This window comes from Kitasatospora sp. NPDC048715 (genome assembly GCF_043198905.1).
GTDB classification, from domain to species: Bacteria; Actinomycetota; Actinomycetes; order Streptomycetales; family Streptomycetaceae; genus Kitasatospora; species Kitasatospora lactacystinica.
Window position 1 is genome coordinate 274,961 of the sequence record NZ_JBICVH010000010.1, and the last position, 18,076, is coordinate 293,036.

Here is an 18,076-nt window from a genome sequence, read left to right on the forward strand (position 1 = left end):
TACCAGGGGGCCCGCATGCCCTGCGGCCTGACCAGTCCCCTCGACTGCATCCCCGGACCCAGCGACACCATCCTCGGCGGCCTCGTTGGCGACGCCACCACCAGCGTGGCGAGCAGCGCATGGGAGTCGATCTGCAAGAGCTTCGCGGACGCCGCGACCGAGCTGCTCAAGACGTTCGCCACGGCCTTCGTCAAGATCCCGCCCGTCGACCTCGCCAGCAACGGCATACGCAGCGTCTACGCGATATCCCTCGGCATCGCGGGCCTCGTCGCCTGCCTACTGGTCATCGTCCAGGTCATCCGGACGGTGATCACCCACGACGGCCGCCCGCTGGCCACCGCCGCCGTGGGTGTCGGGAAGGCCGCGCTCGCGTTCATGCTCACGCTGATCGTCTCCTCCACGGCGTTGGTGGCGAGCGACGAACTGACCAAGTACATCGTCGACAACTCCCTCGGCGGGCAGCAGGCGCTCAGCGACAAGATCGCCAAACTGGTCTCCTACACGCCGGGGACCGCGGCCTCGCTCCTGCTGATCATCGCCATCATCGGCATCCTGCTGACGCTGGTGCTCTGGTTCGAGATGCTGCTGCGCAACGCCGCGATCGCCGTGCTGATCGCCACCTCGCCGATCAGCGCGGTGGGGCAGGTGTCCGACTCCACCAAGAGCTGGTGGTCCAAGCTGGTCTCCTCCACCGTCCAGCTGATCATCCTCAAGCCGGTCATCGCGCTGGTCTTCGCCCTCGGCTTCAACGTCGCGGGCGACTCGAAGGACCTCCAGACGACCCTGTCGGGAATGCTCATCCTGCTGCTCGCGGCCCTGGCGTGGCCGGCCATCGCACGGTTCTTCACGTTCGCCAGCGTCCAGGTCGGCGGCGGCGCTGGTCTTGCCGCTCTGCTCGGCTTCGCCGGAGGTCGGCTCAGCGCCCCAGGCGGAGCGCCGACCGGTGCCTCCCCGGACTCCTTCGGGCAGGAGAGCGCCAGCCGCACGATGAGCAGCTTCGCCAGCAAGGGCGGAGGCGCTGCCGGGGGAGCAGCCTCCGGCGGAGCGGGGGCGGCTGCCGGAGGCGCCGGTGCCGGAGGGGCCGCCGCCGCAGCGGGCCCGGTCGGGATGATCGCCGCCGCAGGAGTGCGGGCCGCGCAGATGGCCGTCAACAGCTTGGCCGGAGGTATGGAGAAGATGGCCGGCCATGCGGGAGTGCAAGGCGCGAACCCGTACGCGGCGCAGCCGGCTGGGTACGTCAACCGTCACGCGGGCGCTCCGCTGCCCACCGCCAGCGGACTGCTTCCGGACCAGCCGACGCCGGACTGGTCGGACCAGCAGGAGCCGCAGGCCGAGCCGGCGGGACCGGCCAGCCCGCAGGCCGATCACCAGCAGGTACTCCAGGAGACCACCCCGGACCTGCCGGTCGCCGGTACTCCGCGCAGTGACCCGCCCACCATCGAGATGCCCCCGGTACCAGCGGGACCGCCCGCCGGTGCCACGCCGACCGCGGCCTCTCCGTCCGAGCCGGCACCGCAGGGCCGTCCTGTACAGGGCCCTCCGCTGCGGGCGCCCCAGCCCGGCGAGCCCGGCAGCGCGCCGTCCGCACCCAGCACCGCGGCGCCCGTCCAGACCCCGGCCGCCACGAGCCGGCCCGCCTCCGGGGCGGCCCCGCTCCAGGCCAGCCAACCACCTGTTGGCCCACGTCCCGAGCCGACCCCCGATCGTCCCGCTCCCGCACCTGCCCCGGCGGACCGCCCGGGTGCGCCCCGCGCTCAGAACGCCCCGGTCGAGCGCCCCACCGCGCCGCCTGCCAAGACCACCCGCCCTGACCACTCCGAAGGAGGGGACAAGTCATGAGCATCGAGACCGCTCCCACCCGCACGTACTTCGGGTGGCAGCAGGAGAAGGTCGCCTTCCTGTTCGGCCTCTCGGCCCAACGAGCCGCCATGCTCGGCGTCGGCATCCTCGCCGTGATCTGGCCGTTCGCCATCTCGCACGTCCAGGCCGGTCTCGTGACCTGGCCCCTGTCGTTTGTCCTCTTCCTACTCGCGTTCGTCCGGATCGCCGGCCGCACAGTCGATGAATGGTCGGTCGCCGCAGTGTCCTTCGAAATCCTCCGCTTCCGCGGGCAGAATCGTTTCCTCTCCGGTGCCTTCGCGCCCCGTACGTCTGAGACGGACGAGCCGAAGATGGACCTGCCCGGCATCCTCGCCCCGCTGGCGATCCTCGAAGCGGACGGGGGCAGCGGCGCCCCGATCGCCGTGATCCACCACCAGCTCGACCGCACGTACACGGCGGTCGCCCGGGTGCGCTTCCCCGGCATCGGCCTGGCCGACTCCAGCAGGCGCGACCAGCGGGTTGCCAGCTGGGGTGCGCTGCTCAAAGCCCAGTGCACCGAGGGCAATCCGATCATCCGAATTCAGGCGCTCCAGCGCATCGTCCCGGAATCCGGTGCCGCTCTCCAGCGCTGGCACAGCGACCACGTTGCCACCGAGGCGCCCGCCGTCGCGGTCGATGTCACCAAGTCGCTGCTGTCCACCGCCACCCTGGCCACCAGCCAGCGGGAGGCGTACCTGGCGATCACGATGGCCGCCGCCCGTGCCGCCGGCCCCATCAAGGCGGCGGGCGGCGGTGACGCCGGAGCCGCCGCCGTCCTGGTCCGCAACCTTCGGGCCATGACATCCTCGATCGCTTCCGCGGACCTCCAGGTCGAGAGCTGGCTCAACCCCCGCGAACTGGCCGAGGTCATGAGGACCGCGTTCGACCCGGACTCCAGCCGGATGCTCGCAGAGCGACGGGCAGCGGCCACCGCCGCCGTGCTCCGTGGCGACGAGGTCCCCTTCGAGGCAGGAGTGGACCCGGCAGCGGCCGGTCCGTCCGCCGCCCACAGCTGGCGCGGCCGGTACGAGCACGACGGAGCGGTGTCGGTGACCTTCTCCGTCAACAGCTGGCCGAAGAACAAGGTGTTCTCGACCGCACTTGCTCCTCTGCTGGGCGAAGGCAAGTACCGCCGGACGCTGAACATGCACATCGAGCCCCGCAGCCCGCGCGCCGCCGAGCGCGAGATCATGCAGGAGCGCACCGCCCGCGAGGTCGCCGTCAGCATGCGGCACAAGACCGGCCAGATCATCCCGGAGCACGAGAAGCAGGCGCTGCGCCGCGCCGAGGCCCAGGACCAGGAGCGCGCCGCCGGCCACGGCACGGTCCGCTACACCGCGTACTGCACCGTCACCGTCACGGACCCCGCAGACCTCGAAGACGCGTGCAGCGAGCTCCTGGCCGACGCCAACAGCGGCAGCATCGAGCTCCAGCGGATGTGGCTCACCCAGGACATCGGGTTCGCCGTCGGCGCGCTGCCGGTCGGCATGGGCCTGCCCAAGAAGCGGGCGGCGTGATGTTCCGTCGCCGACCCACCACCGAGCTCCCCGTCCTCGACCTCACCGACGTGCTCGGCCGCCCGGCCCCGGTGGCGCCGAAGCCTGCGGCGCGGAAGGCGCCGAAGCAGCGCCGGGAACCCGTCGCGCCACGGCGCGGCCACGCCCGCCCGTTCGCCGGGCGCGCACCGAGGATGCCCCAGGTCCCGGTCTTCCGAGGCAGCACCGGCCAGGTCCAGGGGCTGTACCCCTGGCTCTACGGCGCCTCCATGCCCGCGGCCGGTGCCTACATCGGTGTCGACTGCCTGTCCGGCGGCGCCTTCGCCTGCCATCCGATCGAGTGGCTCCACCGCGGGTTGATCACAAATCCTAATTTGCTGATCACCGGCGTCCCCGGCACCGGCAAGAGCGCGACGATCAAGGCCCTGGTGACCCGCCTGGCCGCCTACGGCGTCCGATCGTTCATCTTGGGCGACATCAAGAACGAGTACGCCGGGCTCGCGAGGGCGTTCGGCGTCGAGCCGGTCGAGCTCGGCCCGGGGCTGCGGAACAGGCTCAACCCGCTGGACGCCGGCCCGCTCGGCAGCAACCTGCCCACCGACCCGGAGGAACTGCGCGAGCGCCTGGACGAAGTCCACCGCCGACGGATCACCCTGCTCTCCTCCCTGCTGGTCATGCGGCTCGGCCGCAACCTCACACCTACCGAGGAAGCCGCCCTCTCCCTCGCCATCCAGCACGCCTCCGGCCAGGCCGCCGGCGCCAGCTACCTCGCCGACCCGACGATCCCGCAGGTCTGGGCCCTGTTGCGCGACCCGCTGCCCGAGATGGCCCAGGACTTGCGCGTCCGCGGTACCGACGTGACCGAACTGCGGGAGATGATCCGCCCGGCCGCCGACGCCCTCGGCAACATGGTCCGAGGTTCCCTCAGCGGCCTGTTCGACGGAACCACCACCGTCCGACCCGACTTCGGCGCGCCGATCCAGACCGTGGACCTGTCCCGGATCGACGGCCGCGGCGACGAGACCGTGGCCATGACTCTCGCCTGTGTGTCGAGTTGGGGGCAGGCCGCAATCGACGAGCCGGGCGGGCCCGTGCGCCTGGTCGTGCGTGACGAGCTGTGGCGCGCGATGCGCGTGCCGGCCATGATCCGCAAGCTCGACTCGGACCTGCGGCTCTCGCGAGCCCAGGGAACGATCCAGGTCTTGAGCACGCACCGTCTGTCCGACTTCGAGGCGGTCGGCGCCCAGGGCAGCGAAGAGGTCAGCATCGCCCGCAACCTGATCTCCAGCTGTGACGTGCGGATCTGCCTGCGCCAGGACACCGCGCCCCTGGCCATGACGCGCGACGTGATCGGCTTGACCGACACCGAGTGCGCGCACATCGCCAGCTGGTCGGGTGAGCAGATCGGCCGCGCGATCTGGAAGATCGGCCGGAACTCCAGCCACGTGGTCCAGACCATTCTGAGTCCGGTCGAGAGGCAGCTGTACTACACCAACGAGCGAATGGCCGTGTGATGGCCTCTGCCTCGAACGCCACGGTCGCGCGGCGGCCGGTGCTGGACGGCCCGGCGGACTACCTGATCGTACTGCTGATCATCGTGGTGGTCACCGTCACCGTGGGGACCTGGGCCACCGGCCAGGTCGCCGGGCTGATCACCCACGCCACCTGGCCGGCCGTCCCGTTCGGCGACGCCTTCGCCGTCGCCAAGCAGATCCCCCATCACCTGGACGACCCGAGAGCGGCCTGGCCCGAGTCCGTCCGCCGCGGCCTGCCCGGCCCGGCCGGCTTCGCCGTTGCCGCCGCCATCGTCGCCTGCGCGATGCTCACGGCCGGGGCCTTCGCCGTACGACGCCTGCGCCGCACGCGGTCGGTGCGCGGCTTCGCCTCCGCCGCCCAGCTGTCGAAGACCCTGTCCGCCGCGGCGGCGGTCAAGCGCGGGCCCATCGTCCGGCCCTCCCTCAAGGGCCGCCGGATCACCACCGACGACGTCGCGGTTCAGCTCGGCCGCACCCTGGCGGGGATGCTGCTGTGGGTGGTCGTCGAGAACTCGGTGCTGATGCTGGCCGCCCCGCGTCAGGGCAAGACGAGCCAGGTGATCATTCCGTGGATCAAGGCGTGGCACGGCCCGATGCTGATCACCAGCGTCCGAGGCGACGTGCTCGACGCGACCGCGCTGATCCGGCGCCGCCGCGGTCCGGCCCTGGCGATGGTGCCGACCGGCATGGTCGACTGGCCGGACCAGGTGCAGTGGTCGCCCGCCAGCGGCTGCGAGGACTTCGGCAAGGCGATGCAGCGGGCCGACCTCATGGTCAAGATCGGCAAGAGCGAGACCACCGATTCCTCCGGTGCCGGCTTCTTCGGTGCCACCGCAACGAGCCTGCTGGCCGGCTGGCTGCACGCCGCGGCGATCACCGGCCGCAGCATGGAGGACGTCCTCCGGTGGGGCTTCAACGCCCACATCGAAGAACCGATCAAGCTGCTCGCCGAGTCCCGCCGCGCGGAACCCGGCGTCGCCGAAATGCTTGACGGCCTCTACCGCAATCCCGGCGACACCAGGGCGAACCTCTTCGCCACCGTGCAGACCGCGCTGACGCCTCTGTTCTCGCCGTTGGCCCGCGCCACCTTCGTCCCCAAGGCCGGCAACGGTATCGACATCGAGGAGTGGCTGCGGAGCAACGGCACCATCTACCTGCTCGTGGACAAGGAAGAGGCCACCGCGCTCGCCCCCCTGATCTCCGCCTTCGTCTCCGAGGTCTTCGGCACGGCCAAGCGCCTTGCCGACCGGTCGCCCGGCGGCCGACTCGACCCGCCGATGGGAGCGCTGCTGGACGAGGTCGCCAACGTCACCCCGCTGCCCAACCTCCCCGACCTGATGTCCTTCGCCGGCGGCTCGGGCATCTTCACCGTCGCGGTGCTCCAGAACATGGCTCAGGCCCGCAAGGTCTGGGGCCGCGAAGGGGCCGAAATGCTCTGGGGCAGCTCCACCGTCAAGATCGCCCTCGGCGGCCTCGGCGGCGACGAACTCGAAGAGTTCTCCAAGCTGGCCGGCATCTACCGCGAGTCCCTGACGACCTACCAGAGCGGCGCCCAGGGCACCACGATGCAGACCACCCTCCAGGACCGCAAGACCGTCACCCCCGACGAGATCCGCACCCTCGACGAGGAGAAGCGCGAAGCCCTGGTCATCCACGCCACCACCCCCATCACCAAGGTCCGCATGCAGCGCCACTACGAGAGCCCCGACCGCAAGCTGTACGAGGAGAGCAACGAGTGGTCGAAGCGGTACCGCGCGGGCGAACTCGACCCCATCGAGGCCGCCGCGTGACCCCCCGACCCGCATGGAGCGGACACCACGTCGAGGCGCACACCGACGCCGACCGGCGCTGGGAGTCGCGCTTCGACCAGCGGCACCACCAGGGCCTGCTCCGCCGCCCCGAGCCCTCGACCGACTACACCCTGCGGTGGAGCGGGCCGGTGCGCGGAATCGACGGCGCGCTCTACCACGCCGGAGCGGACCGCACCGGAGCTCCGGTGATCTCCGTGTTCAGCCCCGGCTACCAGGAGGTCGTCCCCGCCTCCTGGGCCACGGACGAATGGGCCGAGCACCGCGCGCTCACCGACGGCCCGTTCGTGGCCCTCAGCGACTGGCGCCCGGCGCGCGCGGACCACGAGGACCTGGTGCTCGCCTACCTCACCCAGCGCCCGCGTGAGCTGAACGACTTCGGCAAGTGGGTGCCGGTGGACACCTTCACCACCCACGTCCGCTACGGCCTCTACGAGGCGATGCTCGCGCTGCACGCAGACGCGAAACCGGTCACCCCTGCCGCCGTCGAGGAGCGCGTGCGCCGGAGCACCGAAGAGCTCTCTCCCCGCCTCGCGCAACTGGTCGCCGACACCATGAACATCCCCGCCTACCTGCGGCGGCTCATGCTCACCCCGAGCACGTCGATCGAAGCACTCGACGCCGCCGTGCACCTCGTGATGGCCGACTGGAAAGCCGCATCGGCCTCCCGCCGTACGGACACGAGGCACCAGCACACCGAGCACCTGGACGGTTCCGCCGTGGTCATCCCGCACCTGCCAGCCCAGCTCCAGGATCAGCCATGACCGAGCCCGCGATCACGCCGATCGGCAGGGTCAAGCACCGCCCGCGCGCCCGAATTCGCCGGTCCCGTGGGGGCCGCGCCACCCCCGGGACGGCCACCGGTACCCAGCAGACCGCGACCGAGGCGAGCCCCCGCACCCGGCTGGTCGAGTGGCACACCATGACCGGCCCCGAACGCATTGCGTCCTGGGGCGGCCTCTGCGACTGGGTGACCTGGCTCCACGACCGCTACGAACTGGCCGTGGAGTCGAGGTTGCCGCAGTGCTGGGCGGAGCACCCCGGTCTGATCGAAGAGCTGTGGGCGCTCAAGGTCTGGCGGGAAGAGATCTACGGCGCTGCCCCGGAGCAACAGGTCGGCCAGGCAGCCCGCTACTGGCACACCGAGCTGCGCACCGTGGTGGCCAACGCGACCGCCGTCTACGCCACGGCCTGCCGAACCGGGCACCGAAGCCCCGAGTTCCGGGCCGCCGACTCCCCGAAGCTCCAAGAACGGTGGACCGGCGCCGACGCCTGGGCCGGCATCCCCAGCCGCCTGCTCGCCGCCCACGCCGACACCGCCGAAGCCGGAAGCCCGGACCGGCTCACCGCCGCCCAGATGGACGACGCCCGGGCCCGCGGCCTCGCCACGCCGATCAGCCCCGGCATCCCCGAGTACGTGAGGTTCGCCGACGCCTGGTGGGCGATCGACATCGACGGCGCCTGGCTGCGCGTCGTCAACGAGGAGCTCCTGGAGCGCCTCGAAGACGCCGCCGCCCGGATGGCCGCCGCGGACGATGCCGCCCGCCGCTACCGCGAAGCCACCACCGGAACGAAGTCGAGGACGAACCGATGACCCACCCCGAACTCGTGCTCCGTGCCGAGCAGGCCGTCGTCGGTGCCGCACTACGCGACCGCCAGCGCCTGGACGACATCTCCTACCTCACTCCCGACCGCATGGCCCACCCGACCCACCGTGCCCTGCTGGCCGCACTGATCGAGTCGCGCACCAGCGCCCCGACGGCGACGGCCGACCGGTTGCCGGAGCTGATCGCCCAGCGCACGGCCATCAGCGGGGTCAACGCGGACTACCTGCGTCGCCTCGCCGACTCCGCGCCGCAGCCTCGCAACATCGCCAGCTACGCCCGCATGGTCCAAGAGGCCGCCGTACGCCGAGACCTCGCCCTTCACGTCGACCGGCTCCGGACGACCTCCCCGGGCCTGCGCGGGCCGGACCCGGTGCTCGACCGCCTCGCCCAGGCGATGCGGCGCACCGAGCAGACGGTTCCGGTGGCCAGGATCAACGAGCCGGCCCCCGCGCCGTACGAGCCCCGGGCGAGGACGTCCGGAGAGCAAGAGGTCCGGGTCGACGTCCGTCTTGAGCGTCAGGACGCCGTGCTCGCAGAGCTTCTCCAACACCCGGAGCAGGTCCGGGAGGTTGGCAGCTGGTTGTACCCCGAGGTGTTCGAGGAAGGCCCGCGCCGAGAGGTCTACGAGGCCATCGTGGTCGTGGCCGAACGGGGCGAGCCGGTCGACCAACTGACAGTCGAGTGGGAGGTCTACCAGCAGGACCCCCAGGCGTACGAGGTGACGGTGGAGGTGAACGTCGAGGAACGACGCCCCGACTACCTCGCTCGGCTCGCTGCCACCGCCGTCGTCGTCGGTGCCGCTGTCGAACTGTCGGGGGAGATGATGGCCGAGGACATCCGGACGAAGCTCGCCACGGACTTCGCCGCCGTCGACGTCACCTCCCGGACTCCCGGGGTGGAGCCCAAGGCGGACCTGAGCGTCAGGGCCGCCACGTCGACTCCCCAGGTGGAGCCGGCGCCGCTCCTGCAACCGCCGCCGGTGCAGCAGGCCCCCAGCATCCAGCCGAACATCCGGCCGTGAGGGGGACCAAGATGACCAACTCCGAAGCGGGCACGCTGGCCGACCTCAGCCACGCCCTCATGGACGCCGCCCTCGCGGACGGCACCGCTCACTTCCTCAGCGAGACAATCCGCGACTTCGCCCGTTATCGGGAATCCTGGTGGATCTTCGACCGGACAGGCTGGTGGGAAGTCACCAGAGCGGACGTCGCCGCTGGACTGGATCTCATGCAGGCGAACATGCGACTTGCTGACCAAGCCGTTCGGCGTAGTAGCAGCGGGGTGTGAGGGCGTGTGCCGCAGGCAGGTGCCCTCACACCCCACCAAGGACGTGCTGGTCCCCGAGACGCACCCATTCCTGAAGGATCAGCGTGGGGCGAAGGCATCAAGTTGCTCGCGCACTGTCAGATGTAGTCGATGAAGCTGCTCCGGGTGTGTTCGATGTAGGCCGTCGTCCCGGAGCGGGCAGCGCCATCGACCTGGCGAAGGCGGTCCATGCTCCGCGGGTTGAGAACGTCGGTCCAGTCCTCGACTGGGCGGGCAGCCCATTCGCTGTGTTCGGCGGGGTCGAGGTGGATCGCCGCGAGTTGCTCGGGGCTGAGCGTGTCGCCTTCGAAGATCAGGCCGAACTTGTTCGCGGGCCAGGTCGGTTCGGGCGGGAGGAAGTGGATGGCCAGCAGCCGGCCGCACGTCAACGTGAGGCCGGTCTCCTGCCGGGTCTCGCGGACCGCAGCTTCGCGCGGGGTCTCGCCGGGATCCATCTGGCCGCCCGGGAACTGCCAGATCTGGCCCTTGTCGGGCTTGTACACCGAGGAGTTGAGCAGCACCGGAAGCCCCTGCCGGTCGGTGATGTACAGCGAGGCGTACGCGGTCGCCCGGGGAAGGGTGGCGATGAACTCCGCGGGCGGGAGCCAGTTGCCGCGCTCCGGGTCGGGCTCGGGCAGGAAGCTGGTCATCGGCCCTTCCAGTCGGTCGAGGTGTTGAGGACGTCGGCGGCCCACTGGTAGTGGCCGGTGTCGCGGATGTGCTTGTCCTGCTCGGGGTAGAGGTCGCAGCTGAGCAGCGCGATCGTGTGCAGGTGGGCGGCGAGGTCGTCGCGCCGGTCGGCGGGGAGGTCCTCGGCGGCGGCGGCAAGAAGGCGGTTGCGGACGTCGACGCGGTCTTCGTCGTACATCCGGTAGTAGGCACAGGCCCCGGCGAGGTCGTAGAGCGGGTCTCCGAGCAGCGTGAAGGTGCCGAGGTCGATGACGGCGCTGACCTTGCCGTCGGCGACGAGGATGTTGTCCGGGTAGAGGTCGCCGTGGATGACGCCTTCGGGCCCGGTGTAGGGGCGGGCGAGCCGCGCGGTGAGCCGGTCGGTGATGCTGTCGACGGCGGGAACGTCGAGGCGCAGATCAGCGAGCACCTTCGGGAGTTTCTGTCCGAGGAGGCGGAGGAGGAAGGCGTGCCAGTCCTCGCCCTGGTGGGCCGGGTCGGGGTCGAGGAGCATGCGCCGGTCGAGCGGGGTGGTCAGGCGCAGGTCGGTGAAGTCGCGGACGGCGGTCAGGTAGGCGTGTTCGGTGGCCGGGTTGGTGAGGTCGAGGGCGTCGCCCATCGGGGTGCCGGGCAGGCGGGTCTCGGTGACGGCCAGCAGGGGGCCGTGCTGCTCGATGTTCTGGATCTCGGGCAGGGCGAAGGGGACGGTGCTGCGGTCGAAGCGCCGGTAGAGGTCGGCGATGGTCTCCAGTGCCTGGCGCTGGTCGGGGTCGGCGTAGACCTTGAGGACCTGGTCGTGGCCGAGGGCGTAGACGCGGGCTTCGGTGCCGGCGGCGATCAGGTCGGCGGGGGTGAGTCCGCGGGCGGCGAGGAGCTGGTTCTCGGCTTCGGCGGTGATGCTGCTGGCGTCTCGGCGGGTGATCACGGCGTGCTCCGGGTGATGGCGGTGACGACGGTGCGGTTCTCGGGGCGGACGGGGCCGCCGGTGAAGTCCCCGGCGAAGGAGACGACGGCGAATCCGGCCTGGTGCAGGGCGTCTTCGAGTTCGGGTCGGGAGTACATGCGGGTGCGGCAGGTCGCGGACCAGCCGGGCCGGGTGTAGGTGACGTGGGCGTGCTTGGCCTCCCAGTCGTACCAGGCGCTCTCGGTGACCCCGTTGTTCGTGACGGTTTTGGTGCTGATGGGTTCCGTGCCGTGCCGGTTCTCGTGTTCGGCGCGCTCGCGGGTGGTCAGTTCCATGACGAGGTGGCCGCCGGGTTTGAGGGCGCCTGCCCAGGCGGTGAGGGCGGCGAGGTCGTCGGCAGGGGTGTTGAGGTAGCCGAAGCTGGTCCACAGGTTGAGGACGACGTCGAACGCGCCGGGCGGGGGGTTGCACATGTCGGCCTGGTGGAAGTCGGCGCCGGGGTGGAGGGTGCGGGCGCGGGCGATCTGGTGGGGCGAGGCGTCGATGCCGGTGACGTGGAGTCCGCGGGCGGTGAGGGGGCCGGTGTGCCGGCCGAAGCCGCAGGGGACGTCGAGGACCCGGGTGCCAGGGGTCATGAAGTCCTTGGCACAGAGGGCGTCGAGGTCGGACTGGGTGCTGTCGTACTTGCCGAGGGCACGGAAGGTCTCCTCGAAGCCGGGATCGAAGAAGCGGTCGGCCCAGTCGTCGGGGGCGGTCACGAGGGCGGTGTCGTTCACGGCGTGGGCTCCAGGGTGGTCAGCAGGAGGGAGTGCAGGTCGCGGGTGTCGGCGGCGACGAGGTAGCGGGCGGTGACGTCGGGGCCGTCGAAGCGGACCGGGTGGCCGTGCTCGTCGGTGATGTGGCGGCCGGTGGCGGTGAGGAGGTGGCAGCAGGCGGCGATGTCCCAGGCCCGGTGGCCGCACATTTCCGCGACGGCTCCGGCGGCGGTGCCCCGGGCCACTTCGGTGAGCGCCCGGGTGGACTCGAAGGCGTCGACCCGCAGAGGTGTTCCGGCGGGCAGCCGCTCCCGCAGTCCGGCCGGCTCGAAGTAGCAGGCGTGGACGGGGCGCTGGTCGGGCGGTTGGGGGACGGGGCGAAACGTCGCCTGGTCGCGGTCGGCGACGGCGAGCACGCCCGCGGCGGGGAAGGAGGCGACGGAGAACTCGGGGGTGCTGCCGCGCCAGGCGCTGACGAGAACGGCGAAGTCCGTGGAGCCGTCGAGGTACTGGCGGGTTCCGTCGAGCGGGTCGATGTACCAGGTCAGCGCGCGGCTGGTGGAGCGGGGGTGGTGGGTGTCGGGGTTTTCCTCGGTGACGATCAGGCCGGTGGGGTCGAAGCTGGTGATCGCCTTGACGAGGATCTGTTCGGCGTCGGTGTCGGCGGCGGAGACGAGCGTGCCGTCCGCCTTGCGGCGTACGTCCTCGGGACCGGTCATGCCGGCGCCCGGCCAGGTACTCAGCAGGCGGGCGGCGGCCTGGTCCACGGCGGCGACCAGGCTGCGCGACCAGTACGCGGGCTGGGTCAGGGTCGTCACCGCGGGCCCCCCGTCAGCGCGGCGGCGATGTGCTCGCCCCACGCCTGCCAGGAGAACGCGGGGTCGTAGGCGGCCGGGGTGCGTGGCCGGTGGTACTGGGTGCGCATCGCGTCGATCAGGTCGGTGGTCTCGTGCTCGCCCTGGCCGACGAGGAGGTGGGTCTCCTCGGGGTGGCGGGGGTGCATGCCGGGGATGTCGCTGAGGATGGTCGGGCGCCGGTGGGCGATCAGGGCGCTGGCCGGTCCGGAGGTCTCGCCCAGCCAGGGGCCGCGCAGTTGGATGCCGCAGTCCGCGGCGAGCAGCAGGGCGTTGAACTCGGCGTCGGGGAGGTAGCCGGTGTGGCGGATGGTGGGGTCGTCCGGGACGGTGAGGCCGTCGCGGGCCTCTCCGGCGAGCAGGAGCAGGGCGGCGGCGGGGCGGTCGGTCCAGTTCCGCCAGGCGTCGAGCAGGATGGGGATGCGCTTGTAGGCGCCGAGGAACCCGAAGGTGGCGAAGATGAACGACCGCTCGGGAAGGCCGTGGCGGGCGCGGGTGCCGGCCACGGGGGTGAGCGGTTCGACGGGGAAGGGCAGGTGCCGGATGTCGACCGACCTGTGGCGGTCGGCGAGGTGCTCGGCCAGCAGTGGGGAGTGGACGAGGACGCGGGTGGCCGCTTTGATCGCCAGGTCCTCGATGCGGGCGTTGAGGCTGTAGCGGTCGACGTGCGGGTGCTCTGCGAAGTACCGCTCCATGGCGGCCCGGGTGTCCAGGTGGGTGCCGACCGCGGCGGAGACGCGGGTCAGGACGGCTTGTTGCTCGGCGGCGGGCAGCTGGTCCCACGCCTCGTAGTAGTAGTCCAGGTTGTTGTACTCGTGGAGCAGGACCGTACCGGGCCGGGCTGCCAGCGCGCGGAACGCGCCGTGGTGGAGGGCGTTGTTGCCCAGATGGTAGAGGACGTGGTCGAAGGTGGCCGGGTCGATGCCGGGCCCGGCGATCCGGCGGGTGGTGAAGTGCCGGGCGAGGTGGGGCAGGGACTGGGTGATGTACCCGGCGACGCCGCTCTTGTCGCGCTCGCCAGGGCCCCAGATGCCGAGGGTGGGCAGCTGCTCAGACACGGGCCGCTCCCACGGGGCGGGCGGCGTTGATCGCCTCGCTGTAGACGGAGGTGGTGTTGGCGACGCTGCGGGCCATGCCGAAGTATCGGGTGGCGCGGTCGGCGGCGGCCCGGCCCGCGTGGGCCCGCAGGGTGGCGGAGGCGGCGAGCTCGTCCAGCGCGGCGGCGTAGGCGGCGGGGTCGGCGGTGTCGACCATGCGCCCGGCGTCGCGGGTGACCACCTCGGTGAGGCCGTCGATGTCGCTGACGACGGCCGGGGCGCCGTGCTGCATGAATTCTATGCAGGCCAACCCGAGGCCCTCGGCGGTGCTGGGTTGGGTGACCAGGTCGGCGGCCTCGGCGAGCAGGTCACGCACTGTGTCCTCCTGGTCGGTCAGGAGCGTGACCCGGTCACCATGGCGAGCCGCCCGCTCAGCCACGTGGTGGAGGTAAGCGGTGTCGGAGCCGTTGGTGGAACCGAGTAGCACCAGGCGGCAGTCGGCGCGGGTGGCCATCAGCTCGTAGGCGTCCAGCAGCCGGTGCTGGGCCTTGCGGGGGGTGTAGCGGCCGGTGAGGGCGATCAGGAGGCCGTCGCTGGGTACGCCCGTGGCCTGGGCGAGGAAGTGCCGGGCGGCCCGGCGGTCGTGGACGCGCGGCCGGTGAGGCACGCCGAGGTGGACGGTGCGGATGCGCTCGGCCGGGTACCCGAAACTCGCGGCCTGCCGGGCGAACGCCAGGCTGCCGGCCAGCACCAGCGTGGGCGGGCAGGTCCTGGCGACGAAGCGGGAACGCGGCCAGCCGCCGGGCTCCGTCTCCGGCCGGGTCTCGTGGAACGAGGCGACGACGGGCACCGTCTCGGCGAGCCCCGACATGTGCGTCAGCAGCAGCGCGGCCTGGGTGTGGGTGTGGACGACATCCACCTGCGCGTCGGCGAGCGGGGCGAAGTCGTCCAGAACGGCGAACAGGCCGCGCTCCCACGGCACCGCGTTGGGGTCGGGCGGCTGGAGCAGCGCGCCGCCGCGCAGCACCCGCACCCCGTTCTCCCAGGTGTCGGCGGGCTGGTCCGGGGAGTCGCGGTTGGTGAGGACGGTCACCTGGTGGCCGGCTCCGGCGAGGTGTTCGGCGAGGGTGGTGACGTGGGTCTCCAGGCCGCCACGGCGCGGGCGGTAGGTGGTGCTGACCAATCCGACGTGCATGTTGTTCCTCCGGTCTCGGAGTCGGTCAGGCGGTGGCGGGCAGGTGGTTCAGGAGCTGGGGCAGGGCGGTGATCACGGGCACCGGCAATTCCCGGTAGACCCGGTGGCGGTCGTAGAGGACGGTGTCGGTGATGCCGGCCCGCCAGGCGCCGAAGATGTCGTTGATCAAGCCGTCGCCCACGAACAGCGCGTCGGTGGGCGCGCAGCCGAGCTGGCCAAGCGCGGAGGCGAAGATCGGCGGCTCGGGCTTCTCGACTCCGGTGAGGGTCGAGTCCACAACCACGTCGAAGAAGGCGAGCAGCCCGAAGCGCTCCAGCTCCTCAACGAGCGTGCCGTCGCTGTTGGAGACGGCCGCCACCGCCAGGCCCCGCTCGCGGACCGCGCCGAGGACAGCCGCCGCGTCCGGGTCGAGGTCGCGGTACAGGTCGGTGCGGTCGGTGCAGCGCTGCCAGGCGCGGCGGCCGGTCTCCGCTCCGACGCCCAGCAGTTGACCCCACACGGCGCCGACCTTCTCGGGCCGGGTCAGACCCTGGGGGAAGTCGAGGTGGTGGGCCTCGGCGGCGGTGGCGAGCGCGGCTTCGGCGGTCTTCGGGGCGACGCCGGTTGCGCCGACGGCGGCGAGTTCCTCGCTCATCACCTCCCCGCTGGGGTGGATGAAGGTCATCCCGATGTCGAACAGCACCGCCTTCCGGGGCCTCACGCGATCACCGCCAGGAAGGAGCTGTCGAGCGCGGGCCTGGTGCCGGCGCACATCGCCAGGTACTCCTCGCGTAGCACGCTGCCGATCGGGTGGTCACCGTGGCGGGGGCGGTGGCCGTCAATGCGGCCGACGATGCGGACTTCGTCCAGCGTGCCGGTGACGAAGACCTCGTCGGCGCCGTGCAGGTCGCCGGGGGTCAGCGACTGCTCGGCGGCCGGGATGCTGAGGCGCTGCGCCAGGGCCAGCACGGTGGCGCGGGTGATGCTGGGCAGGATGCCGTCCGTGAGCGGCGGCGTGGTGATCCGGCCGTGCCGCACGGTGAACACCGCGGCGCCGCCGGTCTCGGCGACGTTCCCGTGCTGGTTCAGCAGGATCGCCTCGTCCGCGCCGTTGTCCAGCGCCTCAAGGCGTGCCAAGCGGAACCCGGAGTACGCGGCGCCGGTCTTCGCGGCGGTCGGCAGCGCGTCGTCCGCGATCCGCCGCCGGCTGCTGACGATGCAGCGCATCGGCTCGACGGGCCGCACCGGCGCCGGGAAGCAGGTCACAATCGTGTCGGTGGTCATCTCCGTGCGCTCCGCGGTGTACCGGCCGGTGTCCACGTACACCGACGGGCGCACGTACACGTCGGTCTGCGGGTCGAGCGCGGTGAGCAACTGCTTGATGCCGTCGCGCAGTTCGACGGCGAGGCCGGGGTGGGGGATGTGCATCAGGGCGGCGGAGGCCTCCAGGCGCTCCAGGTGGGCGTCCAGCCGCACGACGGCCAGGCGACCGTCCGGCTGCCGGTAGGCGCGCAGGCCCTCGAAGACGTTCACCGCCCGCATCGCGGTCTCACTGGTGACGTGGACCGTGGCTTCCGCCCACGGCCGCACCTTCCCGTTGTGCCAGATCAGTTCGGGGATGTTGGCGTTCATCGTCCTTCTCTCTTCCGGGTCGGGGGCGGTGCCGGGTGGCCGACCGGCCTGGTCGGACACCCGGCACCGCGCGGGGAGCGCGGTCAGGCCGCGGCCGGCACCTTGACGTCGAGGTGGGCGGCGAGTTCGAGCAGCGCGGGGGTCGCCTCGCGGCGGCACATGAAGTCCTCGTCCCGCGCGCCCTCGACCAGGTACGGGCGGAACACCGAGCCCTCCTCGAAGCCCTCGCGGTCCAGGAAGAACACCTTCAGGCCGCGCTCGCGGGCCCGCGCCTGCACCCGGCGGCGGTCGGCGTGGCTGCCGACCACCAGCAGCGACTTCGCCCCCGGAAGGAAGGGGACGTCCGGGATCTGCTCGTGGTAGCGGCGGACGTAGTGCTCGTCCAGACCCGCCCGCGCCATCAGACCGTCGAAGTTGTTGGTGATCACCGGCCCCACCAGGTGCCCGGCATCCGCCAGGCCACGCAGGGTCCGGTGGCCGATGGTCGGCTCCGCCTGGAGGCAGGCCCGGGTCATCTCGGTCAGCTCCGGCATCTTCGCCTCCGGTGCGCCGAGGATCTCCGGCAGGAAGGTGTCCTCCCCGGGCGACAGCACGAACCGGTGGTCGGTCATGTCCGTCACCCGGTAGACCTCGTGCAGCCGGTGCAGCGGCGGTATGCCCGCCTCCACCGACATGCCGCACCCGACCTCGACCTGGAACGGCAGGAAGTCCGCGATCATGGACAGGTCCGGGACCAGCGTCGGGTTGCCCCGCTGTTCCTTGATCCGCATGCCGGCCGCCATCACCTTCCACGGCATGTTCTGGTCGCGCAGCGCGGGCATGTGCCCCGCGGAGTTGATCGTCACGTCCAGGCTCTCGTACCCGGCCGGGAGCGCGCGCCCGGCGAGCTCGTCCTGCGGGTGCACGCGGTGCGGCACCACCGTGCACTCCAGGTCCCCGCGCCGCCACAGGCCCCGCTGTCCCGGCTGCCAGCCGCCGTCCGCGAGCGCCTTGCGGACCCGGTCGACGTGGTGGGCCAGCTCGGCCTCCGGGTAGGAGGCGCTGTGGAAGACGTACAGCTCGGGGACGGTGAGCACCGTCCCACCGACCTGCTTGGTGTCGTAGCGGTAGCGGTAGTGCAGGATGCGCCGCCGGCCGTCGTCGGGGCCGGTCCAGCCGGATTCCGCGGCGTTGCGGGGGTCCTGGGTTCGCCGCCACAGGCCCTCTTCCATGTCACGGGGCCGGTCGCGCCGACTGACGTACCGCTCCCACCGCTTCGCCAGGGTCGGCGAGAGTTCCGCTGCCTCGTACGGGAAGTGCATGGTGCTCTCCCTGCTGTAGATGTCCGCGCCGCGAGGGCGCCCAGCCGGTTCCGTGATCAAGTCCCCGCATCGCGGCAGGAACGCGCCGTAGCCACTCAGGCGGGGGAATGCAGCAAGATCACGAGAATCTCGATCCGGA

General features: G+C 71.6%; 17 protein-coding genes. 8 read left to right on the forward strand and 9 right to left on the reverse strand.

What is annotated here, in order from left to right; all coding sequences use genetic code 11:
* The first annotated feature begins 15 nt into the window (after window positions 1-15).
* Genes ACGFSC_RS20760 through ACGFSC_RS20795 form a run of 8 tightly spaced genes read left to right on the forward strand, consistent with a single transcriptional unit; the run spans window position 16 to window position 9,593 of the window.
* The gene (locus tag ACGFSC_RS20760; protein WP_359905057.1) at window positions 16-1,839 is read left to right on the forward strand and encodes a conjugal transfer protein TrbL family protein; all 1,824 of its coding nucleotides are present in this window, start codon (window positions 16-18) and stop codon (window positions 1,837-1,839) included.
* Window positions 1,836-3,377, forward strand: coding sequence for an SCO6880 family protein (locus ACGFSC_RS20765; protein ID WP_359905054.1), 1,542 nt, complete (start codon window positions 1,836-1,838; stop codon window positions 3,375-3,377). Before ACGFSC_RS20760 ends, ACGFSC_RS20765 begins: the two co-directional genes overlap by 4 nt.
* A complete protein-coding gene (locus ACGFSC_RS20770) occupies window positions 3,377-4,870 on the forward strand; it encodes a type VI secretion protein (protein WP_359905076.1) in 1,494 nt (497 codons plus the stop codon). Before ACGFSC_RS20765 ends, ACGFSC_RS20770 begins: the two co-directional genes overlap by 1 nt.
* Entirely contained in the window at window positions 4,870-6,681 is a 1,812-nt protein-coding gene (locus ACGFSC_RS20775) for a TraM recognition domain-containing protein (protein ID WP_359905051.1), read from the forward strand. The genes ACGFSC_RS20770 and ACGFSC_RS20775 overlap by 1 nt, the downstream gene beginning before the upstream one ends.
* Window positions 6,678-7,463, forward strand: coding sequence for a DnaB-like helicase N-terminal domain-containing protein (locus ACGFSC_RS20780; RefSeq protein WP_359905048.1), 786 nt, complete (start codon window positions 6,678-6,680; stop codon window positions 7,461-7,463). Before ACGFSC_RS20775 ends, ACGFSC_RS20780 begins: the two co-directional genes overlap by 4 nt.
* A complete protein-coding gene (locus ACGFSC_RS20785) occupies window positions 7,460-8,293 on the forward strand; it encodes a hypothetical protein (protein WP_359905045.1) in 834 nt (277 codons plus the stop codon). The genes ACGFSC_RS20780 and ACGFSC_RS20785 overlap by 4 nt, the downstream gene beginning before the upstream one ends.
* Complete coding sequence (locus ACGFSC_RS20790; RefSeq protein ID WP_359905042.1) at window positions 8,290-9,327, forward strand: DnaB-like helicase N-terminal domain-containing protein; 1,038 nt, start codon at window positions 8,290-8,292, stop codon at window positions 9,325-9,327. Before ACGFSC_RS20785 ends, ACGFSC_RS20790 begins: the two co-directional genes overlap by 4 nt.
* Before the next feature lie 11 nt (window positions 9,328-9,338).
* Window positions 9,339-9,593 (forward strand): hypothetical protein, encoded by a 255-nt coding sequence (locus ACGFSC_RS20795; protein ID WP_359905040.1) that lies wholly within the window; start codon window positions 9,339-9,341, stop codon window positions 9,591-9,593.
* Window positions 9,594-9,709: 116 nt separating this feature from the next.
* Here ACGFSC_RS20795 and ACGFSC_RS20800 read toward each other — a convergent pair whose 3' ends face one another.
* From ACGFSC_RS20800 to ACGFSC_RS20840, 9 genes are all read right to left on the reverse strand, one after another.
* The gene (locus ACGFSC_RS20800; protein WP_359905037.1) at window positions 9,710-10,261 is read right to left on the reverse strand and encodes an NUDIX hydrolase; all 552 of its coding nucleotides are present in this window, start codon (window positions 10,259-10,261) and stop codon (window positions 9,710-9,712) included.
* Window positions 10,258-11,205 (reverse strand): aminoglycoside phosphotransferase family protein, encoded by a 948-nt coding sequence (locus ACGFSC_RS20805; protein ID WP_359905034.1) that lies wholly within the window; start codon window positions 11,203-11,205, stop codon window positions 10,258-10,260. Before ACGFSC_RS20805 ends, ACGFSC_RS20800 begins: the two co-directional genes overlap by 4 nt.
* Complete coding sequence (locus tag ACGFSC_RS20810) at window positions 11,202-11,960, reverse strand: class I SAM-dependent methyltransferase (RefSeq protein ID WP_359905031.1); 759 nt, start codon at window positions 11,958-11,960, stop codon at window positions 11,202-11,204. The genes ACGFSC_RS20805 and ACGFSC_RS20810 overlap by 4 nt, the downstream gene beginning before the upstream one ends.
* A complete protein-coding gene (locus ACGFSC_RS20815) occupies window positions 11,957-12,757 on the reverse strand; it encodes an inositol monophosphatase family protein (protein WP_359905028.1) in 801 nt (266 codons plus the stop codon). Before ACGFSC_RS20815 ends, ACGFSC_RS20810 begins: the two co-directional genes overlap by 4 nt.
* Window positions 12,754-13,851 carry a hypothetical protein gene (locus ACGFSC_RS20820; RefSeq protein WP_359905025.1) on the reverse strand — a complete coding sequence of 366 codons (1,098 nt, stop codon included), beginning with the start codon at window positions 13,849-13,851 and terminating at the stop codon, window positions 12,754-12,756. The genes ACGFSC_RS20815 and ACGFSC_RS20820 overlap by 4 nt, the downstream gene beginning before the upstream one ends.
* Entirely contained in the window at window positions 13,844-15,025 is a 1,182-nt protein-coding gene (locus ACGFSC_RS20825) for a glycosyltransferase family 4 protein (protein WP_359905022.1), read from the reverse strand. Before ACGFSC_RS20825 ends, ACGFSC_RS20820 begins: the two co-directional genes overlap by 8 nt.
* A 25-nt stretch (window positions 15,026-15,050) precedes the next feature.
* On the reverse strand, window positions 15,051-15,725 hold the full coding sequence (locus tag ACGFSC_RS20830) for an HAD family hydrolase (RefSeq protein ID WP_359905019.1): 675 nt from the start codon (window positions 15,723-15,725) through the stop codon (window positions 15,051-15,053).
* Window positions 15,722-16,636, reverse strand: coding sequence for an aminotransferase class IV (locus ACGFSC_RS20835; protein WP_359905016.1), 915 nt, complete (start codon window positions 16,634-16,636; stop codon window positions 15,722-15,724). The genes ACGFSC_RS20830 and ACGFSC_RS20835 overlap by 4 nt, the downstream gene beginning before the upstream one ends.
* A gap of 83 nt (window positions 16,637-16,719) precedes the next feature.
* On the reverse strand, window positions 16,720-17,937 hold the full coding sequence (locus ACGFSC_RS20840; RefSeq protein ID WP_359905013.1) for a hypothetical protein: 1,218 nt from the start codon (window positions 17,935-17,937) through the stop codon (window positions 16,720-16,722).
* Window positions 17,938-18,076 lie beyond the last annotated feature (139 nt).

What these genes read in the sequence shown, in the direction of transcription:
- ACGFSC_RS20760 (WP_359905057.1), top strand. Translation starts at nt 16, where the DNA reads ATGCCCTGCGGCCTGACCAGTCCCCTCGACTGCATCCCCGGACCCAGC.
- ACGFSC_RS20765 (WP_359905054.1), top strand. Translation starts at nt 1,836, where the DNA reads ATGAGCATCGAGACCGCTCCCACCCGCACGTACTTCGGGTGGCAGCAG.
- ACGFSC_RS20770 (WP_359905076.1), top strand. Translation starts at nt 3,377, where the DNA reads ATGTTCCGTCGCCGACCCACCACCGAGCTCCCCGTCCTCGACCTCACC.
- ACGFSC_RS20775 (WP_359905051.1), top strand. Translation starts at nt 4,870, where the DNA reads ATGGCCTCTGCCTCGAACGCCACGGTCGCGCGGCGGCCGGTGCTGGAC.
- ACGFSC_RS20785 (WP_359905045.1), top strand. Translation starts at nt 7,460, where the DNA reads ATGACCGAGCCCGCGATCACGCCGATCGGCAGGGTCAAGCACCGCCCG.
- ACGFSC_RS20790 (WP_359905042.1), top strand. Translation starts at nt 8,290, where the DNA reads ATGACCCACCCCGAACTCGTGCTCCGTGCCGAGCAGGCCGTCGTCGGT.
- ACGFSC_RS20795 (WP_359905040.1), top strand. Translation starts at nt 9,339, where the DNA reads ATGACCAACTCCGAAGCGGGCACGCTGGCCGACCTCAGCCACGCCCTC.
- ACGFSC_RS20800 (WP_359905037.1), bottom strand. Translation starts at nt 10,261, where the DNA reads ATGACCAGCTTCCTGCCCGAGCCCGACCCGGAGCGCGGCAACTGGCTC.
- ACGFSC_RS20825 (WP_359905022.1), bottom strand. Translation starts at nt 15,025, where the DNA reads ATGCACGTCGGATTGGTCAGCACCACCTACCGCCCGCGCCGTGGCGGC.
- ACGFSC_RS20835 (WP_359905016.1), bottom strand. Translation starts at nt 16,636, where the DNA reads ATGAACGCCAACATCCCCGAACTGATCTGGCACAACGGGAAGGTGCGG.
- ACGFSC_RS20840 (WP_359905013.1), bottom strand. Translation starts at nt 17,937, where the DNA reads ATGCACTTCCCGTACGAGGCAGCGGAACTCTCGCCGACCCTGGCGAAG.